The organism is Sphingopyxis yananensis (genome assembly GCF_020687785.1).
GTDB classification, from domain to species: Bacteria; Pseudomonadota; Alphaproteobacteria; order Sphingomonadales; family Sphingomonadaceae; genus Sphingopyxis; species Sphingopyxis yananensis.
Genome location: NZ_JAJEWI010000010.1, coordinates 280,910 through 305,279, shown reverse-complemented (window position 1 = coordinate 305,279; position 24,370 = coordinate 280,910). Strand labels below are relative to the sequence as shown.

Annotated in this window: 21 protein-coding genes, 1 other RNA gene and 1 pseudogene; 7 read left to right on the top strand and 16 right to left on the bottom strand. The window is 56.4% G+C overall.

Annotated features, from left to right (window positions below):
* Positions 1 to 45: 45 nt before the first annotated feature.
* The 4 genes from LKO31_RS12950 to dapA form a co-directional block, all read right to left on the bottom strand.
* Positions 46 to 2,121, bottom strand: a complete 2,076-nt coding sequence (locus LKO31_RS12950; protein ID WP_227690975.1) for a M13 family metallopeptidase — start codon at positions 2,119 to 2,121, stop codon at positions 46 to 48.
* Between the two features lie 89 nt (positions 2,122 to 2,210).
* On the bottom strand, positions 2,211 to 2,747 hold the full coding sequence (locus LKO31_RS12945) for a DUF2062 domain-containing protein (RefSeq protein ID WP_227690974.1): 537 nt from the start codon (positions 2,745 to 2,747) through the stop codon (positions 2,211 to 2,213).
* 74 nt (positions 2,748 to 2,821) lie between these two features.
* A complete protein-coding gene (gene smpB / locus LKO31_RS12940) occupies positions 2,822 to 3,307 on the bottom strand; it encodes an SsrA-binding protein SmpB (protein ID WP_227690973.1) in 486 nt (161 codons plus the stop codon).
* A gap of 6 nt (positions 3,308 to 3,313) precedes the next feature.
* Positions 3,314 to 4,189, bottom strand: coding sequence for a 4-hydroxy-tetrahydrodipicolinate synthase (gene dapA, locus LKO31_RS12935; RefSeq protein WP_227690972.1), 876 nt, complete (start codon positions 4,187 to 4,189; stop codon positions 3,314 to 3,316).
* A gap of 100 nt (positions 4,190 to 4,289) precedes the next feature.
* On the opposite strand from dapA, the gene LKO31_RS12930 reads away from it, so the two are divergent.
* Both LKO31_RS12930 and greB read left to right on the top strand, forming a co-directional pair.
* A complete protein-coding gene (locus LKO31_RS12930) occupies positions 4,290 to 6,323 on the top strand; it encodes a lytic transglycosylase domain-containing protein (RefSeq protein WP_227690971.1) in 2,034 nt (677 codons plus the stop codon).
* A gap of 3 nt (positions 6,324 to 6,326) precedes the next feature.
* Positions 6,327 to 6,803: pseudogene (greB, locus tag LKO31_RS12925) on the top strand (transcription elongation factor GreB); the annotation flags it as partial.
* Positions 6,804 to 6,972: 169 nt separating this feature from the next.
* Here greB and LKO31_RS12920 read toward each other — a convergent pair.
* The 4 genes from LKO31_RS12920 to LKO31_RS12905 form a co-directional block, all read right to left on the bottom strand.
* Positions 6,973 to 7,131: a hypothetical protein gene (locus LKO31_RS12920; protein ID WP_227690970.1), complete on the bottom strand. Its 159-nt coding sequence runs from the start codon at positions 7,129 to 7,131 to the stop codon at positions 6,973 to 6,975.
* Positions 7,132 to 7,240: 109 nt separating this feature from the next.
* An RNA gene (gene rnpB / locus LKO31_RS12915) (RNase P RNA component class A) lies at positions 7,241 to 7,626 on the bottom strand.
* 56 nt (positions 7,627 to 7,682) lie between these two features.
* Entirely contained in the window at positions 7,683 to 8,375 is a 693-nt protein-coding gene (locus tag LKO31_RS12910) for an N-acetylmuramoyl-L-alanine amidase (RefSeq protein ID WP_227690969.1), read from the bottom strand.
* 32 nt (positions 8,376 to 8,407) lie between these two features.
* Positions 8,408 to 9,049 (bottom strand): histidine phosphotransferase family protein, encoded by a 642-nt coding sequence (locus LKO31_RS12905; RefSeq protein WP_227690968.1) that lies wholly within the window; start codon positions 9,047 to 9,049, stop codon positions 8,408 to 8,410.
* Positions 9,050 to 9,221: 172 nt separating this feature from the next.
* Between LKO31_RS12905 and LKO31_RS12900 the strand changes: the two genes are divergently transcribed.
* From LKO31_RS12900 to mtgA, 4 genes are all read left to right on the top strand, one after another.
* On the top strand, positions 9,222 to 10,178 hold the full coding sequence (locus LKO31_RS12900) for an RluA family pseudouridine synthase (protein ID WP_227690967.1): 957 nt from the start codon (positions 9,222 to 9,224) through the stop codon (positions 10,176 to 10,178).
* 94 nt (positions 10,179 to 10,272) lie between these two features.
* Positions 10,273 to 11,175, top strand: coding sequence for an RNA polymerase sigma factor RpoH (gene rpoH / locus LKO31_RS12895; protein WP_227690966.1), 903 nt, complete (start codon positions 10,273 to 10,275; stop codon positions 11,173 to 11,175).
* Positions 11,176 to 11,361: 186 nt separating this feature from the next.
* Positions 11,362 to 11,943 (top strand): hypothetical protein, encoded by a 582-nt coding sequence (locus tag LKO31_RS12890; RefSeq protein WP_227690965.1) that lies wholly within the window; start codon positions 11,362 to 11,364, stop codon positions 11,941 to 11,943.
* A 100-nt stretch (positions 11,944 to 12,043) separates the two neighbouring features.
* A complete protein-coding gene (mtgA, locus tag LKO31_RS12885) occupies positions 12,044 to 12,784 on the top strand; it encodes a monofunctional biosynthetic peptidoglycan transglycosylase (RefSeq protein ID WP_227690964.1) in 741 nt (246 codons plus the stop codon).
* A gap of 115 nt (positions 12,785 to 12,899) precedes the next feature.
* On the opposite strand, the gene LKO31_RS12880 is transcribed toward mtgA, so the two are convergent.
* The 4 genes from LKO31_RS12880 to aspS form a co-directional block, all read right to left on the bottom strand.
* Positions 12,900 to 13,436, bottom strand: a complete 537-nt coding sequence (locus tag LKO31_RS12880; protein ID WP_227690963.1) for a J domain-containing protein — start codon at positions 13,434 to 13,436, stop codon at positions 12,900 to 12,902.
* Between the two features lie 31 nt (positions 13,437 to 13,467).
* Positions 13,468 to 14,253 carry a polyphosphate kinase 2 family protein gene (locus LKO31_RS12875; RefSeq protein WP_227690962.1) on the bottom strand — a complete coding sequence of 262 codons (786 nt, stop codon included), beginning with the start codon at positions 14,251 to 14,253 and terminating at the stop codon, positions 13,468 to 13,470.
* Between the two features lie 74 nt (positions 14,254 to 14,327).
* The gene (locus LKO31_RS12870; RefSeq protein WP_227690961.1) at positions 14,328 to 15,236 is read right to left on the bottom strand and encodes an alpha/beta hydrolase; all 909 of its coding nucleotides are present in this window, start codon (positions 15,234 to 15,236) and stop codon (positions 14,328 to 14,330) included.
* 10 nt (positions 15,237 to 15,246) lie between these two features.
* Positions 15,247 to 17,028, bottom strand: a complete 1,782-nt coding sequence (gene aspS / locus LKO31_RS12865) for an aspartate--tRNA ligase (RefSeq protein ID WP_227690960.1) — start codon at positions 17,026 to 17,028, stop codon at positions 15,247 to 15,249.
* Between the two features lie 333 nt (positions 17,029 to 17,361).
* Between aspS and rnd the strand changes: the two genes are divergently transcribed.
* Positions 17,362 to 18,540 (top strand): ribonuclease D, encoded by a 1,179-nt coding sequence (gene rnd, locus LKO31_RS12860; RefSeq protein WP_227690959.1) that lies wholly within the window; start codon positions 17,362 to 17,364, stop codon positions 18,538 to 18,540.
* 129 nt (positions 18,541 to 18,669) lie between these two features.
* Here the strand turns inward: rnd and LKO31_RS12855 are convergent, their stop codons facing one another.
* The 4 genes from LKO31_RS12855 to LKO31_RS12840 are packed head-to-tail and all read right to left on the bottom strand — an operon-like array spanning position 18,670 to position 24,314.
* Positions 18,670 to 20,142, bottom strand: a complete 1,473-nt coding sequence (locus LKO31_RS12855; protein WP_227690958.1) for a Ppx/GppA family phosphatase — start codon at positions 20,140 to 20,142, stop codon at positions 18,670 to 18,672.
* 34 nt (positions 20,143 to 20,176) lie between these two features.
* Complete coding sequence (locus LKO31_RS12850; RefSeq protein WP_227691247.1) at positions 20,177 to 22,342, bottom strand: RNA degradosome polyphosphate kinase; 2,166 nt, start codon at positions 22,340 to 22,342, stop codon at positions 20,177 to 20,179.
* Positions 22,343 to 22,371: 29 nt separating this feature from the next.
* Positions 22,372 to 23,031 carry an HdaA/DnaA family protein gene (locus LKO31_RS12845; RefSeq protein ID WP_227690957.1) on the bottom strand — a complete coding sequence of 220 codons (660 nt, stop codon included), beginning with the start codon at positions 23,029 to 23,031 and terminating at the stop codon, positions 22,372 to 22,374.
* Entirely contained in the window at positions 23,028 to 24,314 is a 1,287-nt protein-coding gene (locus tag LKO31_RS12840) for a heavy-metal-associated domain-containing protein (protein WP_407699288.1), read from the bottom strand. The genes LKO31_RS12845 and LKO31_RS12840 overlap by 4 nt, the downstream gene beginning before the upstream one ends.
* Positions 24,315 to 24,370: the final 56 nt, after the last annotated feature.

Genomic DNA, 24,370 nt, shown 5'->3' with positions numbered 1-24,370 from the left:
TCGGCAGCTTTTGCGCAGTCAATGACCTTCATCCCTTATTGTGCGTTACCAAATACGCACGCGATCCTTTGGATCCAGATACAGCTTTTGATCCTTTTGCACTTGATAGGCTTTGTACCAAGGGTCAAGGTTCCGCGACACCCAAGTCCGCTGAATAGATGGAGAATGGCTGTCGGTTGTGATCCGTGCCGACAAATTCTGGTCGCGATAGTTACGACGCCAGACCTGCGCCCAGCCCAAGAAGAATCGCTGATCGCCGGTCATGCCGTCAATCACAGGCGCTTCCTTGCCGCCCAAGGACGCACGATAGGCATCATATGCAACCGTCAGACCCGCCAAGTCGCCAATATTTTCACCCAAGGTGAAGGTGCCGTCCAGCTTTTCACCGGGCAGAATTTCATAGGCATCATATTGCGCAACAAGAGCTTTGCTGGCCGCTTCAAAGGCCGCGACATCCTTGGCGGTCCACCAATCAGACAGGCGACCCTTTTCGTCATATTTCGCGCCTTGGTCGTCAAAATGATGGCTGATTTCATGACCAATCACCGCGCCAATGCCGCCATAGTTGATCGCAGGATCGGCGTTGGGGTCAAAAAATGGTGGCTGCAAAATGGCGGCTGGGAAGACAATTTCGTTCATTCCGAAATTGGCATAAGCATTGACGGTCATGGGGGTCATGAACCATTGCCATTTGCGGATCGGTCCGCCGAGTTGGCTGATATTATCATCATGCGACCATTGACGCGCGCGCAGCAAATTGCCGAACAAATCATCGCTGGTCATGTCCAACGCGCTAAGATCTTGCCACTGATCAGGATAGCCGATCTTGGTAGTGAAATTGGCCAATTTCTGGCGCGCCTTCACTTTGGTTTCCGGCTGCATCCAATCCAGCGCATCGATGCGGCGGCCCATGGCCGCGATCACATTTTGGACCAGCTCGTCCATTTCTGCTTTGGTTTGAGCGGGGAAATATTTGCTGACATATACTTGGCCAACCTCATCGCCCAGATGCGATGTGGTAAAATCTACGGCCCGCTTCCAACGTTCCTGCATTTGCGGCGTGCCATCCAATGCGGTGCCATAAAATGCAAAGCTCTCGGTCGCTACGGCTTCTGGCAGCACATTGGCATAGGAATCGACCGCACGAACCGACAGCAAATCACGGATCACCTGTATGGGGGCATCCGCCAACAGCTTAGCTTCACCCGCAAAGGCGCTAGGCTGGGCGACCAATAGCTGATCTTCCTTGACGCCAACACCGCGCACAAAGGCTGTCCAGTCAAAACCAGGCGCCGCTTTGACCAGCTCCGCCAAGCTTAACTTATTATAGGTTTTGGTGGCATCGCTACTGTCATTCTTGTCCCAATGGGCCTGAGCAATTTTGACTTCAAAGTCATAAACCGCCTTGGCCCGCGCAGCCGCATTTTTCACACCGACGCGGGTCAGGATATTTTCGACATGCTTCAAATAAGCCGCACGTAAGCTGACGTTGCGCTCGCCATCCTTCAGATAGAAATCACGATCCGGCATCCCCAAGCCGCCTTGGCCCATGGAGTAAATATAAACGTCAGGATTTTTGTCATCCTGTCCGACATAGCCACCAAAAAAGTGCGACACGCCATCGCGGTCCAATGTCGCCAACAAGGCTGGAAGATTGGCTTTGGTGGCTTGGTTGATGCTGGTCAGCATCGGCTGAATGGGCGCAAGGCCACGCGCTTCGACCGTCGCGCTGTCCAAGAAACTGGCATAAGCGCGGCCAATTTTGCTATTGGGGTCGGACTTGGCGGCTTCTAGGATGCCGCGTGTGCGCTCTTGGGACAAATCGTCCAGCGCCGTGAACATGCCATAATTGCTTTTATCCGCTGGGATGGGCGTGTTTTTCGCCCATGTTCCGTTCGCATAGCCATAGAAATCATCGCCGGGGGCAACGCTCTTGTCCATTCCCGTGGTATCAAAGCCATAGCTGCCAATTTGCGCCCTTTCTTGCGGCGCAGCGGCAGTCGTGGTCGGCGCAGCAGCCGGAGCCGGAGCGGTGCGAACATCCTTCGCCATGGCCGGAGCAACCAACCCCAAAGCAACGCCGGCCAGCAATATAGAACGAGACGATTTGATAAATGTCATATTTATCCCCAGATTTCAAAAGCAACAGCCAAATATATCGAAAAATTCAGCTTTTCTGGAAATAATCTAGACCCAATCGTCCCGTCTGATCAACCGTCCGTCCTGTCGCTGGTCGAAAGGCCAAGTCGTTGGTCGGCAGCTTGGCGTAATTTCCGGCGCCATTTCATGCGAATGCGATTGTCCCAAAATAGCATGGCCAGAAAATATCCGACTACCGCCGTGACCAGCGAAATGATGAACAATCCACTGATCAATGCAGGCGCGGCGTCCGACAACAACCAGCGCGACCATTGCCCCAGCGTCGCGCCTTGTTCCAACATCGCGTTAAACGCGCCGACATTGGCCCGAAAGCCAAATATATTATCCCCCAGCCACACCGACGCCGCAATGATGAACGGCGTGGTCAATGGGTTGGATAAAAAAGTCATCGCCGCACCAATCGGAATATTGGCCCGAAACGGCAATGCCAGCAGCGCAACACCCAAAATTTGCACACCCGGCAACAGGAAAAATATACCAACAAACAAACCCAAAGCCGTACCGCGCGGAACGGATGTTCGCGTAAAGCGCCACAAATGGCTGTGGGACACACGGTGCGCAAAAGGCCGCACGAATCGATTTTCCATCAATTCTTCGCGAGAGGGAGAATTGCGCCGTATCCAGTCCATCAAAGCCGTTTTGCTACGAGGCCGCCGACCGCTCATCCACGGTCCTTCATCAAGCGTTCCTTATCCCGCTTCCAATCCCGTTCTTTGATCGAATCCCGCTTATCATGGGCCTTTTTACCCTTGGCCAACGCCAATTCGACCTTGGCCCGGCCCCGTCCGTTAAAATAGACGGACAGCGGTACGATGGTCATGCCTTGCCGCATGACACCGGCGTGTAATTTGTTAATTTCACGCCAGTTTAACAGCAATTTGCGCAGCCGCTTGGGTTCATGGTTGAACCGATTTCCATGGCTGAATTCGGGGATATTGCTGTTGACCAGCCACACCTCTCCGTCCACAACCTCGGCATAGCTTTCCGCAATCGTGCCTTGACCAAAACGCAGAGATTTCACCTCTGTGCCCTGCAAGGCAATGCCAGCCTCAAACACTTGTTCAATGGCATAGTCAAAGCGGGCGCGGCGATTTTCCGCGACCACTTTTTTCTTGTCAAACTCTGCGACATTCTGGGGACGCGCCATAGGACTTTAAATCACTCCTGCACTTGTCAGTGCGGCATCAACGGTCTGGCGGGATGCCTCAGATGCCGCGACAATAGGTAGGCGCACTTCATCCGAAAACCAATCATGAACACGCGACAACGCATATTTGACGGGTGCAGGTGAAGCATCGCTGAACATCGCATTGTGCAGGTCAAACAAACGCTCGTGCAAAGCGCGGGCTGCATCCCACTCGCCCTTTGCGGCGGCTGAGGCAAATTCTGCGCACAAGCGCGGCGCGACATTGGCGGTCACCGAAATCACACCCGCACCGCCCAAAATCGCATGGGGCAGCCACAGGTCATCATTGCCGCTCAACTGGCAAAAATCGCCGTCTATACCGGCGCGGTGGCGGGTGACACGGGCCAAATCACCGCTGGCGTCCTTGATCGCCACAACGGTAGGGATTTGCGCCAATCGGCACATGGTGTCCGCCTGAATATCTGTCACGGTTCGGCCCGGCACATTATATACAACGATGGGCAGGTCGCACGCATCGGCCAGAGCCTTGAAATGCGCGATAATACCGGCTTGCGTCGGGCGGTTATAATAAGGTGCCACCACCAGACCAGCCGCTGCACCGGCTTTTTGCGCAAATTTCATATGCCGAATGGCGGTCGCCGTATCGTTCGACCCGCAACCCGCGATCACGGGCACACGGCCATCTGCCGCGCTGATGCACGCATCAATGACCTGATAATGTTCATCAAAGCCCAAAGTGGCGCTTTCGCCCGTGGTGCCGCAAGGCACCAAGGCGCTGCTTCCTTCGGTAATTTGCCAGTCAACAAGGCGCGCAAATGCTGGCGCGTCGAACGCGCCATCGCGAAATGGCGTCACCAAGGCGGGAATCGAACCCGAAAACATGCTCCGCTCCTTTACAATATCAGGCCGCAACCGATAGGATTGTCCGGCGCGCCCGCTCATGGACGCCTATTCAGCGCCCCGCAAGGAGTTTGCCAATAGCATGGCTGGTATGTTTACGCTGCACAGCATTTCTCGCATCGCCTTAGCGACAGGTTTATTATTGCCATTTTCGGCCATGGCTCAGGAATTAACTCCTGAACAAGCCGCATGGTATCGGGCACAAATGGGCCTTTCCACGCTCAGCGCATCGCCGCCAGGCGTGCCTAATTCCGTCGCCGATTCTGTGTTGGAATGGCGACGCCTGACCCAAAATAATAATGCATCTTTCGATCAAATTTCTCGCTTCTTGATCAGCAACCCCAATTGGCCCGACGCCGACAAAATGCGCGCCCGCGCTGAAAAAGCCATTTCGCTCGACAGCTTTGACCCTGCCCGCACCGTGGCATTTTTCCGCTCTTATCCGCCCAAAACGCCCAGCGGAGAGCTGCGCCTTGCTATTGCCCTAAACGCCAGCGGCCAGCGCCAAGACGCGGCGGATGCCGTCCGACGCGCGTGGACATCTGGCCCGCTGGATGATTATGAAACGTCGCGCGCTTTGTCGCTTTTTGGGTCCGTGCTGACCCAAAATGACCATGATGCCCGCATGGACCGCTTGCTTTGGTCCGGTGCCACGGCGGCGGCCCAGCGCCAACTGCCGATGACATCCCCGCAACTTTACCCGATTTTTGCAGCGCGTCTGGCAATGCGCAGCAAGGCTGTTGATGCTGCATTCCAAGCCAGCGATATCGAAAGCCGCTACCCCTCCCTTGTCCGCGAAGATGCCGGTTATATCACCGACAAAGCGACATGGCTGCGCACCACGGGCCGAGTCGGCGAAGCGCGCGCGCTTTTGTCTGCTCCGCGCCAATTGCGCGCCCCGCCACTGGATGCCGAAGAATGGCTGGAAACCCTGCTGACCAACGCCCGTCAGGCGGATAGCGGCGGCGACAAGCTGACAGCCTATAATATCGCCAAGCAAATGGACGACGCCCTGCCCGCGGGCACGGTGGTTCGCGATGCCGATTTGGGCGTGCGCGATGATTATACCTCGCTGGCATGGCTGGCGGGGCAATTGGCGATGAATGATCTGGGCCGTCCTGCCGAGGCCGCGCAACATTACCATAAATATGGCGATGCGGCGCGCAGCGCCCAAACCCGCACCAAAGGCTATTATTGGGCTGGCCGTGCAGCCTTGGCGGCGGGTAACCGCGCCAGCGCCCAGCAACATTTCACCAGCGCATCGCAATTTTACGAAAGCTTTTATGGGCAATTGGCGCTGGAACGGTTGAACCGCCCGCAACCCAAACCCAAAACCGAAGTGACGACGCCAGTCAGCCACGCCGACAAACAAGCCTTTGAAAATGATCGCTTGGTCCGCGCCGCCCGCGCTTTGGGCGAACTGGGGTCGTGGCGCGAGCAAACTTTGTTCCTGCGCGCCATATCCAACAAAGCCAAATCGCCGGCGGAACATGTGCTGGCGGGCCAGTTGGCGGGGGCAATTGGCCGCCCCGACTTGGGTGTGATGATTGGTCGCAGCGCGCAAGCCAATGACATCGACTCGGTCGAAGTGTCGGGCTTTCCGACCGTTCGCGTGCCCGTTGGTCATGAAAACAACTGGACTTTCATTCACGCCATCACGCGGCAAGAAAGCCAATTTGACAAAGCCGCCGTCAGTCACGCCAATGCACGCGGCCTGATGCAGTTAATGCCGGGTACGGCCCGCGAAGTGGCGACCAAAATTGGCATGGGATATGATGCGAACGCCCTGACCAACGACACCAATTATAATCTGACGCTGGGCAGCACCTATTTCCAACAAATGCTGAACTATTTTGGCGGCAGCTATCCCTTGGCCGTCGCCGCTTATAATGCGGGCCCGGGCAATGTGAACAAATGGCTGCGCAGCAATGGCGACCCCCGCATGGGCGGCGCCGATGTGCTGAAATGGATTGAAGCCATACCCTTTTCCGAAACCCGCAACTATGTGCAGCGGGTGATGGAAAATGCGGTAGTCTATGATTCGCTGCGTTCCGGTGGCAACAGCAATGCGCAAGCACCGCTCAGCCGCTATCTTGGAAAGCCAACCCCCGGTTAAGTGATGCAACCAGTCAAAAATAACATCATCTCGCCCGCAGGCTTTGCTGCCTTGCGGGCGGAATATGACCAATTGTTCAGCATCGAACGTCCGAAAGTGGTCGATGTCATCAGCTGGGCGGCGGGCAATGGCGACCGCAGCGAAAATGGCGACTATATTTATGGCCGCAAACGCTTGCGCGAAATTGATCGCCGCATTTCCTTTTTGGCGCGCCGCATGAAGGCCGCGCGCGTGGTCGACCCGCTCGCCCAACCGGACCAAAGCCGCATCTGGTTTGGTGCTTCCGTGGAACTGGCCGACGATGACGACAACCGCCGCCACATCACCTTGGTGGGCGATGACGAAGCCGATGCTGGCAACGGCTTGATTGGCTGGAACAGCCCCCTGGCCCGCGCCCTGCGCGGGGCCGCCATTGGCGATTTACGCACCGTGATCTTGCCAGCAGGCGCCAAGGAATGGGAAATCCGCAGCATCGCCTATCGTCCCTTTACGGCGGCGATCATCCGCGATGATAGCTCGGAAATGGGCGATCATAGGGAGGATAGCGACGATTTGGACGACACTGTTGAAAGCGCGCCAGCCTGATAGGAACGGCGTCATCGTCGGTATCACATCAGCGGGCAGACCTACGCGTAAATCCAGTCCGTTATTATGCGCTGTGCGTCAGCGCCGGAATCAACCAAACCAACGACAAAATCACCACCGCCAGAAACAGGGAAATCAGCAGCACATAACGCATGCCTGTGCCCTTTTGACCAGCGCTGGCTTCTTCTTCATTCAAGCGGGTTGTGCCATGCTCGTCTAGCATATCAGCCTCCTGTGCAGATATTGCGTGTCGGATAGGCTATAAACGCCGCGCGGGACGTACCGTTCCCCTCGCGGCTGCCCATCAAGGCGCAGCGATGGTCAACAAGGAAATTGCCAGAGGGTCTATAAGCCGGGTTCTGTCCACCCCTTGCGGGGATAGGCGATCATTCATCTAGGCCTGTGGTTGCCCACAGGCTCAAGCAGTCAACCCGGACGACTGGGTCGGAATCAACCCTGGATTGCTCCGCGCCGTCCCTATTCGACCTTGCTCCCGATGGGGTTTGCCGTGCCGCGTCCGTTACCGTGCGCGCGGTGCGCTCTTACCGCACCCTTTCACTTTTCGCTGGGCCAAAGCCTTAGCGACCTACTCTCTGTGGCACTTTCCCTAACCCTGCCGAAACAGAGCCGCCGGACGTTATCCGGCATCGTGATTTCCGTGGAGCCCGGACTTTCCTCCCCCTTGCAAGTGCAAGGCGGCGATCGCCCGACCCTCTGGCACGGCTGCGTCTAGGGGGGCTTTGCGGAAAATACCAGCAAAGATACAGCTCGGAATTAAAATTCACCCTCGGGTTTGGGCAGCAACAAGCCCAGCAGCAAAGCACGGCATTCGCCATCAATCACGCCGTCCAAATTTTGGGGCCGAAAGCGCCGTTGAAAAGCGGTAACCGCCGCCGCCGCATCGGTCACATCATAGCCAAAGCGTTCCAACGCCAGCAAAAAGGCCGCATCGCTCCACAAGGGGTCGGTCATATTCTTGGTCGGGCGGGGCAAAGCCAAACGCCGCTTTGCCAAGGCATCCCATGGAAATAATTCACCGGGGTCTTGCTTGCGGGCGGGCGCGATATCGCTGTGCCCCACAATATTCCCGCGCGTAACGGCGTGGCGATCCTTAATATCCTGCACCAAGCGCATGACCGACGCGATCTGTTCGTCCGGAAAAGGGCGATATCCAAATTCATGGCCCGGATTGACAATTTCGATGCCCACGCTGGCGCTGTTAACATCGCTAATGCCGCGCCAATGCGAGCGGCCTGCGTGCCAAGCCCGCCTGTCCTCGCGGACCATGGCGATGATCGCGCCATCTTCCTCCACCAAATAATGGGCAGAGACTTCGGCATTGGGGTCCATCAAGCGGGCCAAAGCCGCCGCTCCGCTTTCCATGCCCGTATAATGGAGCACGATCATGGAAATCGGCAATTTGCGTTCATTAAAATTGGGGGACCAATGCTCGGTAATCTGACCCATAACGCTAGCCCCCAAATTTCAACAACACCCGATCAGGGGCGCAAAACGGCCCCGACAATCAAGCTATTGCTGGCTTCGCGGGCCAACATCACTTGGCCGTCATGCTGGGCGGCTATGGCCTGCACCAACACCGCCGTGATGGTGCGCGACGTGGTATCTGCTGCCCCCTCGCCGCCAACCAAAATCGCCTCGACATCCTTGTCCAACAAGATGCGGTCAGCCTGTGCATGCAGCACAATTTCCACCATGCCGTCGGCTTGCTGTTCATAACCAATCGCCAATTCGCCGCCGCGTACCAAGGCGTCGGTCAAGATCAGCGCCAAATTCAGCAACAGCTTTGCGGCCGGTTTCGGCACATCATCGCTGGCCACCAGCCAATTCACCGTGGTGGGACGGTCGCCAATAATGCCGTTGATGGCCGACAAAATCTCGGGCGCTGGCACTTTGTCGCGAAAGCCGCCCGCCGAGCCAAAGGCCAAGCGAAAGAATTTCAATTTCGATGCAGACGCCTTGGCACTTTGTTCCAGCAATTCCACACAACGCGCGCGCATGTCCGCGTCTTGCTCATCACCCAACAATTCCAGTCCATTGGCAAAGGCGCCAACGGGGCTCAGCAAGTCGTGACACAGACGGGACGCCAAGACAGATGCAAATTCGACGCGATTGTCGCTCATGGAAATTGGGGCTCCCGCAGGTTCACAAAAAGATGAAAAGAAAAGCGATGTCGTAAACTAGGCCATCGTTACGCCATCACCACGGGGCAGAGCAAGCACCCCCCATGAATTAAAGCGCATAAAATCAGCCTTTCACCTTGAAATTTCAGCATATGGCTCCAAATGGAAAGATATGACGGGGGCCGAAGAAACCATTTCCATCACCTTGGACGCTGCGGCCGCTGGTCTGCGGCTGGACCGTGCTTTGACCGAGGCATTGCCCCAATTCTCGCGCGAACGGGTTAAGAATTTCATCAAAGCCGGACGTGTGACGGCCAAATCAGGGCGGGTTCTATGGGATCCAGCCAGCAAAGCCGACGCCTCTGCCTATTTAACCTTGCGTGTCCCCCTGCCCGCTGCGGCGCATAATGAAGCGCAAGATTTGGGGCTCGTCATCGCCTATGAAGATGAGCATCTGATCGTCGTCGACAAACCAGCCGGCATGGTGGTCCACCCCGCTGCGGGCAATTTGGACGGCACAATGGTCAACGCGTTGCTGCATCATTGCGCGGGGCAATTGTCGGGCATTGGCGGCGTGGCGCGCCCCGGCATTGTTCACCGCATCGACAAAGACACCAGCGGATTGATCGTCGCCGCAAAACATGACCGCGCGCACGAAGGTCTGGCCAAGCAATTCGCCCTGCACAGCATTGATCGCCGCTATCTGGCGGTGGCCAGTGGTCGCCCCATGCCCGCCAATGGCAGCGTGAATGCCGCGCTAGCCCGTTCGACCACCAACCGCAAGAAAATGGCGGTGGTCGAGGAAGGACGCGGGAAGCATGCCATCACCCATTATACTACCATTGAACCGTTGAAGGGGGCGACCGTCATTCAATGCAAATTGGAAACGGGCCGCACCCATCAGGTACGCGTGCATATGGCGCATATTGGCCACAGCCTGCTGGGCGACCCTTTTTATGGTCGCACGCGCAAGCCCATGTCCGACATTTTGAAACGGTTAAATTTTGAACGACAGGCGCTTCATGCCGCCCATTTGGGTTTTGTTCATCCTGTAACGGGTATCCATATTTCGCTAGACAGTGAAACACCACAGGACATGCGGGAACTGATAGCGGCATTACGCGTATAAATCTGGCTGAAAATGGGCATATTGGGGCCCTAATCCCACCGCCCGACAGGCCAGAAATTATGATGTTTTTATGACAGAGGGAAGACGAAGTTCGATGGCAAATGTTAGCAATGTTCCGGCAACGGTTCCTGCATTGGGCGGTGAAGCCAGCCTGAACCGCTATCTGGCTGAAATCCGTAAGTTCCCCCTGCTCACGCCCGAGCAGGAATATATGTTGGCCAAGCGTTTTCAAGAACATGGCGACAATGAAGCCGCCGCGCAATTGGTGACGTCGCACCTGCGCTTGGTGGCCAAAATCGCCATGGGTTATCGCGGATATGGCTTGCCGGTCAGCGAATTGATCAGCGAAGGCAACATCGGCCTGATGCAAGGCGTCAAGAAATTTGATCCAGAACGGGGCTTTCGACTCGCCACCTATGCCATGTGGTGGATCAGGGCCTCGATCCAAGAATTTATCCTGCGTTCGTGGAGCCTCGTGAAAATGGGCACCACCGCCGCCCAGAAAAAATTATTCTTCAACCTGCGCCGGATGAAAAATAATCTGGAAGCCTTTGAAGACGGCGACCTGACGCCCGAACATGTGGCCAAAATCGCCACGGACCTTGGCGTGACCGAGGATGAAGTGGTCAGTATGAACCGCCGTATGGCGATGGGCGGCGACACATCGTTGAACGTCCCCATGGGCGAAGACGGCGACAGCCAATGGCAAGACCTGTTGGGCGACGAAGGCCCGTTACAGGACGAACGCGTCGCCGAGGCCGAGGAACGCGACATGCGCCATGCCTTGTTGAACGAGGCGCTGGACACGCTGAACGAGCGCGAACGCCATATTTTGACGGAACGCCGCCTGACTGACAACCCGATGACCCTCGAAGACCTGAGCCAAGTCTATGATGTCAGCCGTGAACGCGTCCGCCAAATCGAAGTGCGCGCTTTTGAAAAATTGCAAAAAGCGATGCTGGATATCGCCAGCGAGCGGCGCCTGATCAGCAATTAAACCGCATCGGACCAGCATGGGCTGGTCACGGCGCGGATAGGCAGCGCATGTGACGCCCCATCCCTGGGCGTCACCGCGGTATCAAGGCGGGGCGCGCGCGGCGTCATAAGACTGCACAAGATGGTTTAATCATACGATAAAATAGACTATCCCTAACCCCGCAACGACATAGCTGCGGGGTTTATTATGTTAGCATGGATACGCATTCCCAAGGGCATCGCTCTATTGGCCTTTTTCATGCCATGGCTGACCGTCAGTTGCTCTGGCCAACCTTTGGCCAAGGCCAGCGGCATTGGGCTGGCCTTCGGCAAATTGGATATTGCCACCCAAATCGCTGGCCAGATGGAAAAATCGCCGCCCATCAACCCCCTGCTGATGGTCGCCATGCTGCTGATTATCGCTGGCTTGGTCGTTCTGTTCCGCAAACCCGCCAAATCCGGTCTGTTGGTGGTGGCCACATCGGTGCTGGCCTTGGCGTTCACGGGACTGGGCATGACACGCTATAGCGTCGGCAATATGCACACCGCCATCGACCCCGATCATATCGACCCCTTGGCCCGCGCAGGGTCCACCATGCTGCATGTGCAATATGAAATCGGCTTTTGGGCCTGCATATTGGCGCTCATCATCTCTGCCGCCATGGGCTTTGTGGTCGCCCGCCAAGACGCGGAGGCCGGCCGTACAGCGGATGCCAGCCCAGCGACCCCCACAGCGCCGCCCACCATGGCACCGCCTACGTCGACCCCGCCGCCTTCCGACGAAAACTAAGGTCATTGGGCCTGTCACAAGGCCCAATATCCTCCTAGCCTCAGTTGTTTCTCTGCGCCGTTTTCGTTCTCCCCACCGTCGTTCCATCGCTTGGCTATTCATGGCAAAATCTGCAAAATCCGCTGCTCGCCCCCAAAAAACAAAAAAGCCACGGAGCAAATCGTCCGGCCATTGGCTTTGGCGGCCCATTCGTTGGATCATCTATGCCTTTTTGCTGTCCTTGTTGTGGGTCGCGGCGCTGAAATTCGTGCCCCCACCAGTCACCGCGACCATGTTGATGGACCGCAATGGATTTACCAAAGACTGGACACGGTTGGGGAATATTGACCGCAATATGGTCCGCGCAGCCATCGCCGCCGAAGATGGCAAATTTTGCTCGCACAATGGCTTTGACGGTGATGCCATCAGCGTCGCACTACGCCGGAATTTGGATGGCGGAAAATTGCGCGGCGGGTCAACAATCAGCCAGCAAACCGCCAAAAATGTCTTTTTATGGCAAGGCAGTGGCTGGACTCGCTATTTGCGAAAAGTCCCCGAATTTTACTTCACCTTCCTGATTGAAAAAATCTGGGGCAAGCGCCGGATTATGGAGGTATATTTGAACGTCGCGGAAACCGGCCTTGGCACCTATGGCGTCGAAGCGGGCGCACAGCGTTATTTCAACAAAAGCGCCGCGCAATTATCCCCCGCCGAAGCCGCCCGCATCGCCGCCATTTTGCCACTGCCCAAAAAGCGCGAAGCTGTGTCACCATCGGGCTTTACCCGCCGCTATGGCAACACCATCCGCGCCCGCATTGGCACCGTGGCGCGCGGCGGATATGACGCCTGCGTCTATCGCTAAGGCTGTTCGTGGAAATAGTCGCTGCCCTTCCATGGGCAGCAGCGATGGAATTATTCCTGCAAATAGTGCCGTCCTCCCTAGCACGGCCCTCAGCGCAGAGGGGCGCAACCAGAAATTAAGCGGGCTTCCAAGTCCGACGATTTTCGGCTTGTTTCAAAATCTCAAACGCCGCTTGACCCGCCGCAAAGCGTTTCGCGGCCTCCGCGTCATTGGGCTTCACATCAGGGTGGCATTCTTTGGCCAAGTTGCGCCAAGCCTTTTTCGCGGCCTCTATATCGGCATCAGGGTCCAGATCCAGCACCTCTAGGGCCCGCATTTCATCGGCGCTGCGGCTGCCGTCCCCCGAACCGCCCCAGCTATAATGCTGGGCTTTGGCATAGGCCCGTGTGCCTAGCTCTTCCTCCGCTGCGCGGCGCGCTGCGTCTTCCTTGTCCAACCCAGCAAAATAATCCCAGCCGCGATTATATTCGGCGGCATGGCCTTCGCAAAAATACCAGCGTTCCGGACTGTTGGGGGATTTTGGTGCCGGACAATGGCCCACCTCTGCACAGCCATAACGGTCGCACAGCTTCACCTGCTGCGCTTCACGCGAACTGCCATAGGAACGCCAACGGGGAAATCCCCAATCATCTTTTCTGCGGGCACGGGTCATGCGCAACATGTAGCAAGGCTGCGAAAAAATACTAGCGTGGGGGCGAGTAACCAAATGCTTTATGCGCCAAATCGGCCACATCGGGGTCCAATGCTGGCGGGGTCATTGGCACCGCTTGTTCCAATCGTTCCACCACATGGGTCAGGGCGGCGATACGTGCGGCTTTTTTATTATTCCCATCCACCACCTTCCAAGGGGCAGCGGGCGTATCATTTTTGTCAAACATCGTCTGATAGGCGGCCAAATAAGCGTCCCGCTGGGACCGATTGCGATAATCCTCCACCCCGGTTTTCCACCGCTTCCACGGGTCGCTCAACCGGTCGGCATAGCGACGATCTTGTTCATCCTGCGTTACATGGACAAAGATTTTGACCATATGCGCGCCATCGGCAATCAATTGCGCTTCAAAGTCGTTAATTTCATCATAGGCTTTGGTCCATTGGGCTTTGGTGGCAAAGCCTTCCACCCGTTCCACCAACACACGGCCGTACCAACTGCGGTCAAAAATCGCGATTTCGCGCCGCGCGGGCAATCGCGTCCAAAAGCGCCACAAGAAATGATGCGCTTTTTCCAAATCCGTCGGCGCGGATATAGGCCACACCTGAAAATAGCGCGGATCAAGCGGTGATGCCATGCGACTGATAATGCCGCCCTTTCCTGCGGCATCCCATCCCTCAAAGACGATCATACTGCGTTGATTGTGCGTGATATGCGCGGCCTGCACACGCTTTAAGCGGTCCTGCAACGCTGCCAAATCTGCGTTATAATCGCCAGCATATTTTGCCCCGATTTCATATTCATCGGGTTTCCATTTCATGCTCAATCTCCCGCCATGGCAACCGACTATGGCACAGATTGCCCAGCGATCAACAGTCGGTCCTGAGCAAGACGCTATGACGCGGCGGAGACCGCCGATGCGGCAATGGCTTGGAGCATGTCCGCAACTTTCTTGGGCGCTTCCATCGGGATAAAATGGCTATATTCTGGCCAATATACATCACGGCCATGGTTTAAATGCGCGGCGGCCTGCGGCCATGTTGGGCTGGATGAAAAGTCCATCTCCCCATTCCTTTGCCCCATTTTCGCGCGAATGACGGTTACGTCCGACCTAATCTGATCCGCCGCCGCATAGGGGCTGTTGCGCGGCGCATTTTGGTACATGGATGCCTCAAGCAGCGGCGGACATGCCAACACATAGCCATCCCCATCTTCGGCGGGTAATAATCCATATTGGCAATAATCCGCCAGCACTTCGTTTTGCCATGTCGCATAGGGTTTGCGCTGGCTGAAATGCGCCCGCATTTGCTCGGCACTTTCCCAACGGTTGCGGCGCTTGGACACCGGATGATCAGCTGGGTCCGGCACAATATGATCAGCACCCGTATAATGGGCCGGATCCAAAATCACAGGATCAATCACCAAAATATGCCGAAAGGCTTGCTGTCGTTCGGCGGCCAGCAAAGCCAGCACATATCCGCCCATGCTATGCCCACATCCCACCAACGGCGCACCGCCAGCTTCGCTAGTTAAATGATCAACCAAAGGCAATAAAGCACGGCAATTGGCGGTCCAATCGGCCATCGTGGCGGGTTTGTGGCTGCGCCCATGGCCCAACTGATCGACAGCCACCACATGAAAATTGTCGGGCAAATATGCGACCACCTGATCCCACACACGCGCATGAAATCCCGTCGCATGAAGCAGGAGGAGCGTCGGCCCCTCCCCCCTTTGACCCCATTCAAACCAGCATATTTCGCCTGATGGCGACTGTAACCGATGCGACGTGGGGTCTTGGTTCATATCGTCCCTCTTATCCCTTGGGGCCGTCAACAATGCGGATGCTCAGCTCTTTCAGTTGCTTATCCGATACGGGGGCGGGAGCACCCATCATCAAATCTTCCGCCTTTTGGTTCATTGGGAACACCACAACTTCGCGAATATTCGGCTCATCTGCCAGCAACATCACGATGCGGTCCACACCGGGGGCCGAACCACCATGCGGCGGCGCGCCAAATTTGAACGCATTGATCATGCCGCTGAAGTTGGCATCCACGTCGGCTTGGCTGTAACCAGCGATTTCAAACGCCTTGTACATGATGTCCGGACGATGGTTACGAATGGCACCCGACGACAGTTCAACGCCGTTGCAGACGATGTCATATTGCCAAGCCAAAATATCCAAGGGATCCTTGGTTTCCAGCGCTTCCAACTCGCCTTGCGGCATCGAAAATGGGTTGTGGCTGAAATCAATCTTGCCCGTGTCTTCGTCGGCTTCAAACATCGGGAAGTCGACAATCCAGCACAGTTCAAACTTGTTGGCGTCGATCAGTTCCAATTGCTCGCCCACGCGGGTGCGGGCCAAACCTGCCAGCTTGGTGGCGACAGCTTCCTTGGCGGCGGCAAAGAAAATGCCATCATCTGGGCCAAGGCCCAATTCATTGGCCAATGCGTCCATCTTGTCAGGACCATGGTTTTTGGCAATCGGGCCGCCCCATTCGCCGCCCTTGCGTGTCGCATAACCCAGACCAGCAAAGCCTTCGCCCTGTGCCCAAACATTCATATCATCAAAGAATTTGCGGCTCTTGTCATTGGTGTTCGGCGCGGGGATAGCACGCACCACATCGCCCGCAGCAACAATGTCGGCAAAACGGCCAAAGCCCGAACCGACAAAGTGCGAAGACACGTCGGAAATGATGATGGGGTTGCGCAAATCCGGCTTGTCATTGCCATATTTCAGCATCGATTCGCGGTACGGAATGCGCTTAAACTGGCCTGCTGGCGTCACCGACTTGCCGTTTGAAAATTCTTCGAACACACCGGCCAGCACAGGCTCAATGGCTTGGAACACATCTTCTTGTGTTACAAAGCTCATTTCGAAATCGAGCTGGTAAAATTCGCCGGGCGAACGGTCAGCGCGGGCGTCTTCGTCGCGGAAGCAAGGCGCGATTTGGAAATAACGGTCGAAACCGGCCACCATCAGCAATTGCTTAAACATTTGCGGAGCCTGTGGCAGCGCATAAAATTTGCCGGGGTGAACACGGCTGGGCACCAGATAATCGCGCGCGCCTTCTGGCGACGAAGCGGTCAAAATCGGTGTTTGATATTCGGTAAAGCCTTGGCCGACCATGCGGTTACGCAAGCTGGCGATCACATTCGAACGCAGCAAGATATTCTTGTGCAGCCGTTCGCGGCGCAGATCGAGGAAGCGGTATTTCAAGCGAATATCTTCGGGATATTCTTGTTCACCAGCCACGGGCAGCGGCAATTCGGACGCCGCCGATTGAACCGTCACAGTGCGGGCGCGCACTTCGATTTCGCCGGTCGGCAGGTTGGCGTTGACCGTTTCCGCCGAACGGGCAACCACATCGCCATCCACGGTGACAACGCTTTCGCTGCGCAAGCCGTCCAGAACCGCAAAAGCGGGATCGCTGCTGTCAGCAACGATTTGGGTCAGGCCATAATGGTCGCGAAGGTCCACAAACAACAGGCCGCCATGGTCACGCTTGCGGTGAATCCAGCCGGAAACGCGAACGGTCTGACCAACATCTGCTGCGCGAAGCTGGCCGCAATTGTGGGTGCGATAGGCGTGCATGGGATCGTCTTTCAATGTCAGGATGGGCGCAGAAAAAGCGCACCGAAATATAGTCTCTGCCTAAGGCAGGCCTGACCCCCATTTGTCAAGGCCTGAGTGCCCACCGCCCAGTCCCATTGGGCCATATTTCCGTGTAAAAATCCGCGGCGGCGTTTCACATTTTGAAATGATCAGGCCGCTGTGGATATCGGGCGAACGCACATCAGCCACGCCGGCCTCCTCCTTGTCAAAACGGCTGCATCGTTCCAATCACGCGGCATATTTAGTAACCAAAAGCGGCATCCCCTCAATATTTATTTCCCGTTTTATATGTTGTTTCTGTATAGGCGCGACATGAAGATCCATCCGTTAATCGACTCCAGCGCGGCGCTGGCCGACTTTTGCGCCCTTATTTCGGGCAGCGATTTTATCGCTGTGGACACCGAATTCATGCGCGAAAATACATTTTGGCCGGAACTGTGCCTGATCCAGATCGCCGATCAAAATCATGCCGCCGCCATAGACCCGATGGCCAAGGGCATTGACCTTTCTCCGCTGCTGGACCTGTTGGTCAATAATGAAGATATTTTAAAAGTTTTCCACGCTGGCGGACAAGATGTTGAAATTATTTTCAATATGACCGGGAAAACCCCCCATCCCATTTTCGACACACAGGTCGGTCAAATGGCCTTGGGTCAGGCAGAGCAAGTGGGCTATTCCAATTTGGTCGACGCTTGGCTGGGCATTACCTTGGACAAAGGCGCCCGTTTCACGGACTGGTCGCGCCGTCCGCTCGACAAGCGGCAGATTGACTATGCCATTGGCGACGTGACGCATTTGGCCAAAATCTTTCCGATGATGCTCGACAAATTGGTCAAAACCGGTCGTGGGCATTGGTTGGATGAGGAAATGGAGCGTTTGGCCGACCCTGACCATTATCGCGCCGATCCCGATCGGGCATGGCTGCGCATCAAATCGCCATCACGCAAACCCGACGCCTTGGGCCGTTTAAAAGCCTTGGCGGCTTGGCGCGAAAACGAAGCGCGCAGCAAGAATTTGCCACGCGGCCGCATCGTCAAGGACGAAACCTTGGCCGATCTGGCGGCCAACCCACCCAAAAGCCAAGATGCGCTGGGCAATGTGCGCGGCCTGTCCGCGACATGGAAGGGCAATGACATTGGCGGCCGGTTGATGGCGGCCATTGCCAACGCCAAGCTGCTGCCCAAAGACGAGATGCCCGACCGCTCACCGCGCGGACCGGGCCTTGGAAAAGAAGGCGCTTTGGTTGCTGACCTTCTGAAATTGCTGTTAAAAATTCGCTCACGTGAATTAAATGCGGCAGCCCGCCTGATCGCCCGCAGCGATGATCTGGAAGCGCTGGCCGCTGGCCGTGACGAGGATATCAGCCTGATGAAAGGCTGGCGCTTCGAAGTTTTTGGCCGCTCGGCGCTCGATCTGGTCGAAGGCCGTGTCGGCTTTGCGGTGCGTGATGGCAAATTGGTGATGAGCGAAATTGAGGCCCCCTCCGCCTAAACTCCTCATCCTAAGCCCAATACCCTAAGCAACAAGAATGGAGCCGGTCCGGCCATTGAAACCGGCACCCCATTAAAATGGCGGAAAATTGTGGATGAACAAACATCCCATTTTTCCGCCGATACTCTGTCAGGCTGGCATGTCCTGAACTTTCCATTTTACACCAAAGGCTTGAGCAACCGTCTTTAATCGGCGGTCCACGGCTTCCCCCGCCAGATCATGCCAACCATGTGACAGTTCCAATACGATCTGCCCGTCGGCCAGCCGCAGCGCCGATGCCAGCAAAGGTTGTTCCAGACCGCCAGACAGGCGCTGACCCAAGCGGATCGCCAAGCCCCAGCGTTTGGCCTGTGTCAATTCATCGTTCGTGACCAAATCGCCCATTGCAGGAAATTCGGCGTCCGCGCCGCCAAAGCCCGCATGAAGCGCCCGCGCCAACATCACGCGGCCACGGCTATCAATGCCGCGCCAATTGCCATGCAGGCCAATTTCTGCCCCACGTTCGGACCGAAAATCAGGGTTGGCCGACCATGCCACATCACTCAGCAAACAAGCCGCCAATCGGATGCGCGCGTCGGCAGGGTCATCTTCTAGAAATAGCGGTGCAATCCAGTTGGCCAAGGTCCGGCCATGCATGGAAAATCGCGACAGCCGTCGTCCTTCAAATTGCGCGGCTTCAATGAGCGGGTCTTGCGCGCGGGTTCTTTCATCCAGTGCCAGATATAAGAGGCCTTCACGCAGACCCGATGACGACACCGTCATATCTTGCGTGTCAATAATATGCACCAAAGCGGACAATAAAGCAGCGGCATCCCCAATGGATGCGGCGCGGTTGCTCGCCATGCCTGGAATGGCCTGCAATTCTTCGACCGACATGCGCTTGGCCGCCCGTAGCAACCGACCCAAGGCGCTGCGATGCAAATGATGCTGGTCCAGCACGGCCAGCGGTTTTTTGGTCAGTTCCAAATCCAGACGGGACAAAGCACGCCAAGATCCCCCCACCAAATAAAGATGCGCCCCCTTCAGATCACCGGGCCACCCTTCTGCCCGTAACATTCGGCGAACAGACCGTTCAAAATGCGGCGGCCCCTTGTCGCGCATTTGCGGCAGGCGCAAAACACCCAACGGAAAACTGGCACGGCGGCCCACGCGGCCATTGTTAATCTCTGCCAGTTCTAAGCTGCCCCCACCAAGGTCGACCGCGATACCGCAGGCATCGGGAATGGCGGCAATTACGCCATAGGCCGATGCTTCGGCTTCTTCTTGACCCGACAATAATCGCAGGTCCAACCCAGCATCAGCAGCGCGCTGCATAAATTCTGGACCGTTGCTGGCATCCCGCACCGCCGCCGTGGCCACGCATTGCAAATCTTTGACGCCCATCTGGCGCGCCAACAAAGCATAGCGCCGCAAGGCGCGCAAACCGCGCTGGGCATCGTCTGGGGCAATCAGACCATCACTGGCCAATCCGCGCCCCAATCCCGCAGGGATTTTCTCGTTAAAAATGGTGGCGGGTGCGCGCGGCGGCCCCTCATAGACCACCAAACGAACCGAGTTCGACCCGATATCAATAACCGCAGATCGGTGAAGTTTCTGTTTCAAAACGTAACTTTCTGGCGCTAGCCCAGCCATCGGCTCAGGCCTCCCCAGCCTTTCTTTGCACAAAGGCCAATGTCGGCACGTCATGTCGTTTATGCAGCGCGTTCCCACGTCCCGACAAAGACGCATTATTCATAAAATAATGATGCAAATTAAATGGCTTATCCGTCGATTTCATGCGCTCATAGCGGCCATCGGGCTGCAATATCCAGCTTTGCTGATTGTCGATCAAATTGGCCAGCAACACTTGATCCAAAATCTGATCATGCACCGTCGGATTTTCGATCGGGATCATATATTCCACGCGGCGGTCGAAATTGCGCGGCATCCAATCGGCACTGGAAATGAACAATTTGGTGTTGGAATGCGGCATGGCCGCCCCATTGGCAAAGGCCCAAATCCGGCTATGCTCCAAGAAACGCCCGACCACTGATTTCACGCGGATATTTTCGGACAATCCCTCCACACCGGGCCGCAGACAGCAAATGCCGCGCACCACCAACTCCACCTGCACGCCGGCGCCACTGGCTTCATATAATTTGTCGATGATCGCGGGGTCGACCAAGCTGTTCATCTTGGCCCAAATGCCCGAAACACGCCCTTCTTTGGCGGCCAAAATTTCGGCATCGATCAATTCGAACAAACTGCCGCGCATGTTCAGCGGCGACATTTTGATCATCTCCATCCGCTCTGGCTCAATATATCCGGTGATATAGTTGAACAATTGCGCCGCATCGCGGCCTGCGCGCGGATCCGCGGTAAAGAAGCTCAAGTCGGTATAAACGCGGGCGGTGATCGGGTGGTAATTGCCCGTGCCAAAGTGGCAATAGGTGCGGTAACGCGCTCCTTCTTTGCGGACGACCATCGAAATTTTCGCATGGGTTTTCCATTCGATAAACCCATAGACGACCTGTACACCTGCGCGTTCCAACTGGTTGGCCCACAACAGATTTTGTTCTTCGTCAAAGCGAGCTTTTAATTCCACCACAGCCGTGACGGACTTTCCAGCCTCTGCCGCTTCGATCAACGCCCGAATGACTGGCGACTGATTGCCCGCACGATAAAGCGTTTGCTTAATCGCCACCACGTCCGGATCCGCCGCCGCTTGGCGCAAAAAGGAAATAACGACGTCAAAGCTTTCATAGGGGTGGTGAACCACAATGTCTTTGCTGCTGATCGCGGCAAAACAATCCCCGCCATGTTCTCGAATGCGTTCGGGAAATCGCGCCGTATAGGCCGGAAATTTCAAATCCGGCCGGTCTACATCCACCAATACTGACAAGTCGCTAAGGCCGATGAAACCGTCCACCTTGGCGATCATCGCTTCATGGCCTTGTATATCTTGATGAAGCAATTCTTCCAGCTCCGGCGCGATATCGGCCTCGACCTCTAGCAAAATCACCCGCCCACGGCGGCGGCGGCGCAAGGCGGTTTTAAAGAAACGGACCAAGTCTTCCGCTTCTTCTTCCAATTCGATGTCGCTGTCACGAATGATGCGAAACACCCCATGGGAGCGAATTTCAAAACCAGGGAAAAGCCGATCCGCAAAAGCCTCAATGAAATGCTCCATCGACACAAGCACGCTTGCGCTTCCGCTGCCGTTCCCAGCCCCCGGAACCTTCACAAAGCGCGGTAAGGCTGGCGGCAGCAGCACCAACTGGCGGACCGTCTCACCGCTGCTCAGGCGTTTCAGATCGAACACAACCCCCAGCCCGCCATTGGGGATGAAGGGAAATGGATGGGCGGGGTCCAAGACTTGCGGCGTCAAAATCGGGAAAATTTGGTCCTGAAAATATTGCCACATGCTGGCGTGCAGCTTTTCTTTGGCCGACGCTTGATCATAGACCAATATATCTTGTTCCGTCAGCAAAACCCGCAGCTTTTGCCATTCGGCCTGTTGCTCTTGCAGCAGGCGGTTCACTTCGCTTTCAATCTCGGCCAATTGCTGGCTTGGCGAGCGCCCATCAGCCGAGCAGGTTTCAATCCCTTCCAATTGCTGGGCCTTCAGCCCCGCAACGCGGACCATGAAAAATTCGTCCAAATTGCTGCCGCTGATCGATAAAAAGCGCAGCCGTTCCAACAAAGGATGCGCTTCGTTGCGCGCTTCTTCCATCACGCGGCGGTTAAACGCCAGCCAACTTAGTTCACGGTTAAAAAAACGCTCTGGCCCCATGTCGGGCGTATAGCTGTTGGCCAAATCCATCTTGGGTTTGGGGATCAGCGGGTTATCACTTATCGGCATAAAGCGGCTTCCTGTCGCTCCAAAAGGTCGGGAACGATTAACCCCTGTGACACTAATGTTTCACGCGTAAGACGAATACCCAATCGGCGGCTTTGTTCCAAACTGGCCGCGTCCAACGCCTGAACAATTTTGTGCACCATCTCATATGTCCGTTCCATGCGCGGAACGATATAGGATGATATCTCGGGCGAGAGAACCATACCACGCTGAGCAAACAAAGCCTCGATCAAATCGCGGGCCAACATTTCATCTGGCTCCCCAATCCGCAGCACGGGCACCGCGTTCAGGCGCGATTCCAAATCTGGCAAGCGCACGCCCCATTGGGACGGCGGGGTGGCGGCGATAATCAGCAAAGGCGTTTTGCTGGATTGTGCGTGGTTCCACGCATGAAATAAATCTTCTTCAGACACGCTGTGCGGGCCATCAATGACGCGGCCACCGGTTTCGCGGGAAAACATACGGCCCATCGCCGTGCGCCCCGACCCCGCAGGCCCCACCAATATGGCCGCTGGCACAATCCAACTCGACACATGATGCAAATAGCGCACAGCATCTTCGTTGCTAGGCCCGACAAGGAAGGGCCCATCATTCTGGCCGCCCGCGCTCCAGTCCAATGGCAGCGCGATTTGGCCGGCGATGGATTGGCTCATCGGCGGCTGATCCGCAGTTGCCCGCCACCCTCTTGCACCGTGAAACCACGCGCCGACAAAGCCACTTTCAGTCCCGCCATATCCCCGCGATAAGAAACGCGCATCACCGATGTTCCGCCCAGCGCCAAGCTGCTGGTCGTCGCCGACTGTACGCCCGCCACGCCCGCCACGGCTCGTTCGGTGGCGGTCACCGAATCCACGTCCGGCGAAACATATTGCACGCTAAAGCTTTGCACCGGCGCGCTGGTGGTGGGCGGCGGTGTGGCAGCGGTATCGGTGGACAGGACGCTATCCTCGGCGCCATCCGCAATATCGGGCAGTTCGGCAACCTCAACCGGCTTTTCCAAGACCAAATAGGCATCAGTGCGAAGCTGGCCCGCGGCTAAAGCCTTGGTAAAAATGCCGTCAATCCGCGTAGCAGCCTTTTCCATCATCTCGGGCAACGCAGCGGGGCTGCTGCCTGTCATGGTAAAGCTTTCCAACAAGCGGTTATCGGGGCCAAAGCGCGCTGCAAAATATCCCTTAATCGGCCCGCCGGGATAGCTATATTCCACCCGCGCCATCGGCATCAGCACGTCCGCCGCGCCATATTGGTCCAAAATCACCCGCCACCATGTGCGGCTGCGGCGGCCGGTCTGCCCCGCGTTCAGCAGCAAAGTATCGCTGCCAGTGCCCGCCGTGCGCACATAATCAATCGCACTTTGGCCGGTATGATATTCCGCCCATGCTTTTTGCCATGGGCTGCGCTGTTCAAACACCTGTTGCATGCCGTCGATGGAATAAACAGGGATCACCAGCATCGGCGGCGACCGCAGCATCCGGCCGCTGACGCCCAAAATCTGGCCGGCGCGCACACGGTCAAACTGCACGCCCAGCTTGGCCACATAGCGGCGGGCACCAATTTGTTCCTGTTCCACGACAATGGCGGTCACAATGCCGTCCAGCACCGAATCGGCCAATTTGGGCGCGGCGGTGCCGTTCAACCGTTGATAAAGCTGTTCCCACCCCTTGCGCTGCGCCTCTCTCCAGCCATTGGAGCGCGCATCATCGGGGTCTTTGCCCGTCACATTGACGCTAATTCCACCTGCCATGAAATCGGCGCTGCTATTGATCGGCGTGATTCCACGATTGCCCCGTGCAATTTGCCCATCCACCACATTGGCCAGAAACAAAGCCCCCGCCACGGCGCAAAGCGCGCTTATCCGCCATTTCTGCCGCGACAACAGGCGGCGGATCGGCAGCGAAGAAGGGCTATGGCGCGCGGGCGAAGATGCAGATAAAATCATAACGTCCCTATCCTGTGCCCAAAAGCGTGGCCGTGGACAAGGAAATCGTGGCA

What these genes read in the sequence shown, in the direction of transcription:
- LKO31_RS12950 (WP_227690975.1), bottom strand. Translation starts at nt 2,121, where the DNA reads ATGACATTTATCAAATCGTCTCGTTCTATATTGCTGGCCGGCGTTGCT.
- LKO31_RS12945 (WP_227690974.1), bottom strand. Translation starts at nt 2,747, where the DNA reads ATGGAAAATCGATTCGTGCGGCCTTTTGCGCACCGTGTGTCCCACAGC.
- smpB (WP_227690973.1), bottom strand. Translation starts at nt 3,307, where the DNA reads ATGGCGCGTCCCCAGAATGTCGCAGAGTTTGACAAGAAAAAAGTGGTC.
- dapA (WP_227690972.1), bottom strand. Translation starts at nt 4,189, where the DNA reads ATGTTTTCGGGTTCGATTCCCGCCTTGGTGACGCCATTTCGCGATGGC.
- LKO31_RS12930 (WP_227690971.1), top strand. Translation starts at nt 4,290, where the DNA reads ATGGCTGGTATGTTTACGCTGCACAGCATTTCTCGCATCGCCTTAGCG.
- LKO31_RS12920 (WP_227690970.1), bottom strand. Translation starts at nt 7,131, where the DNA reads ATGCTAGACGAGCATGGCACAACCCGCTTGAATGAAGAAGAAGCCAGC.
- LKO31_RS12910 (WP_227690969.1), bottom strand. Translation starts at nt 8,375, where the DNA reads ATGGGTCAGATTACCGAGCATTGGTCCCCCAATTTTAATGAACGCAAA.
- LKO31_RS12905 (WP_227690968.1), bottom strand. Translation starts at nt 9,049, where the DNA reads ATGAGCGACAATCGCGTCGAATTTGCATCTGTCTTGGCGTCCCGTCTG.
- LKO31_RS12900 (WP_227690967.1), top strand. Translation starts at nt 9,222, where the DNA reads ATGACGGGGGCCGAAGAAACCATTTCCATCACCTTGGACGCTGCGGCC.
- rpoH (WP_227690966.1), top strand. Translation starts at nt 10,273, where the DNA reads ATGGCAAATGTTAGCAATGTTCCGGCAACGGTTCCTGCATTGGGCGGT.
- LKO31_RS12890 (WP_227690965.1), top strand. Translation starts at nt 11,362, where the DNA reads ATGTTAGCATGGATACGCATTCCCAAGGGCATCGCTCTATTGGCCTTT.
- mtgA (WP_227690964.1), top strand. Translation starts at nt 12,044, where the DNA reads ATGGCAAAATCTGCAAAATCCGCTGCTCGCCCCCAAAAAACAAAAAAG.
- LKO31_RS12880 (WP_227690963.1), bottom strand. Translation starts at nt 13,436, where the DNA reads ATGACCCGTGCCCGCAGAAAAGATGATTGGGGATTTCCCCGTTGGCGT.
- LKO31_RS12875 (WP_227690962.1), bottom strand. Translation starts at nt 14,253, where the DNA reads ATGAAATGGAAACCCGATGAATATGAAATCGGGGCAAAATATGCTGGC.
- LKO31_RS12870 (WP_227690961.1), bottom strand. Translation starts at nt 15,236, where the DNA reads ATGAACCAAGACCCCACGTCGCATCGGTTACAGTCGCCATCAGGCGAA.
- aspS (WP_227690960.1), bottom strand. Translation starts at nt 17,028, where the DNA reads ATGCACGCCTATCGCACCCACAATTGCGGCCAGCTTCGCGCAGCAGAT.
- rnd (WP_227690959.1), top strand. Translation starts at nt 17,362, where the DNA reads ATGAAGATCCATCCGTTAATCGACTCCAGCGCGGCGCTGGCCGACTTT.
- LKO31_RS12850 (WP_227691247.1), bottom strand. Translation starts at nt 22,342, where the DNA reads ATGGATTTGGCCAACAGCTATACGCCCGACATGGGGCCAGAGCGTTTT.
- LKO31_RS12845 (WP_227690957.1), bottom strand. Translation starts at nt 23,031, where the DNA reads ATGAGCCAATCCATCGCCGGCCAAATCGCGCTGCCATTGGACTGGAGC.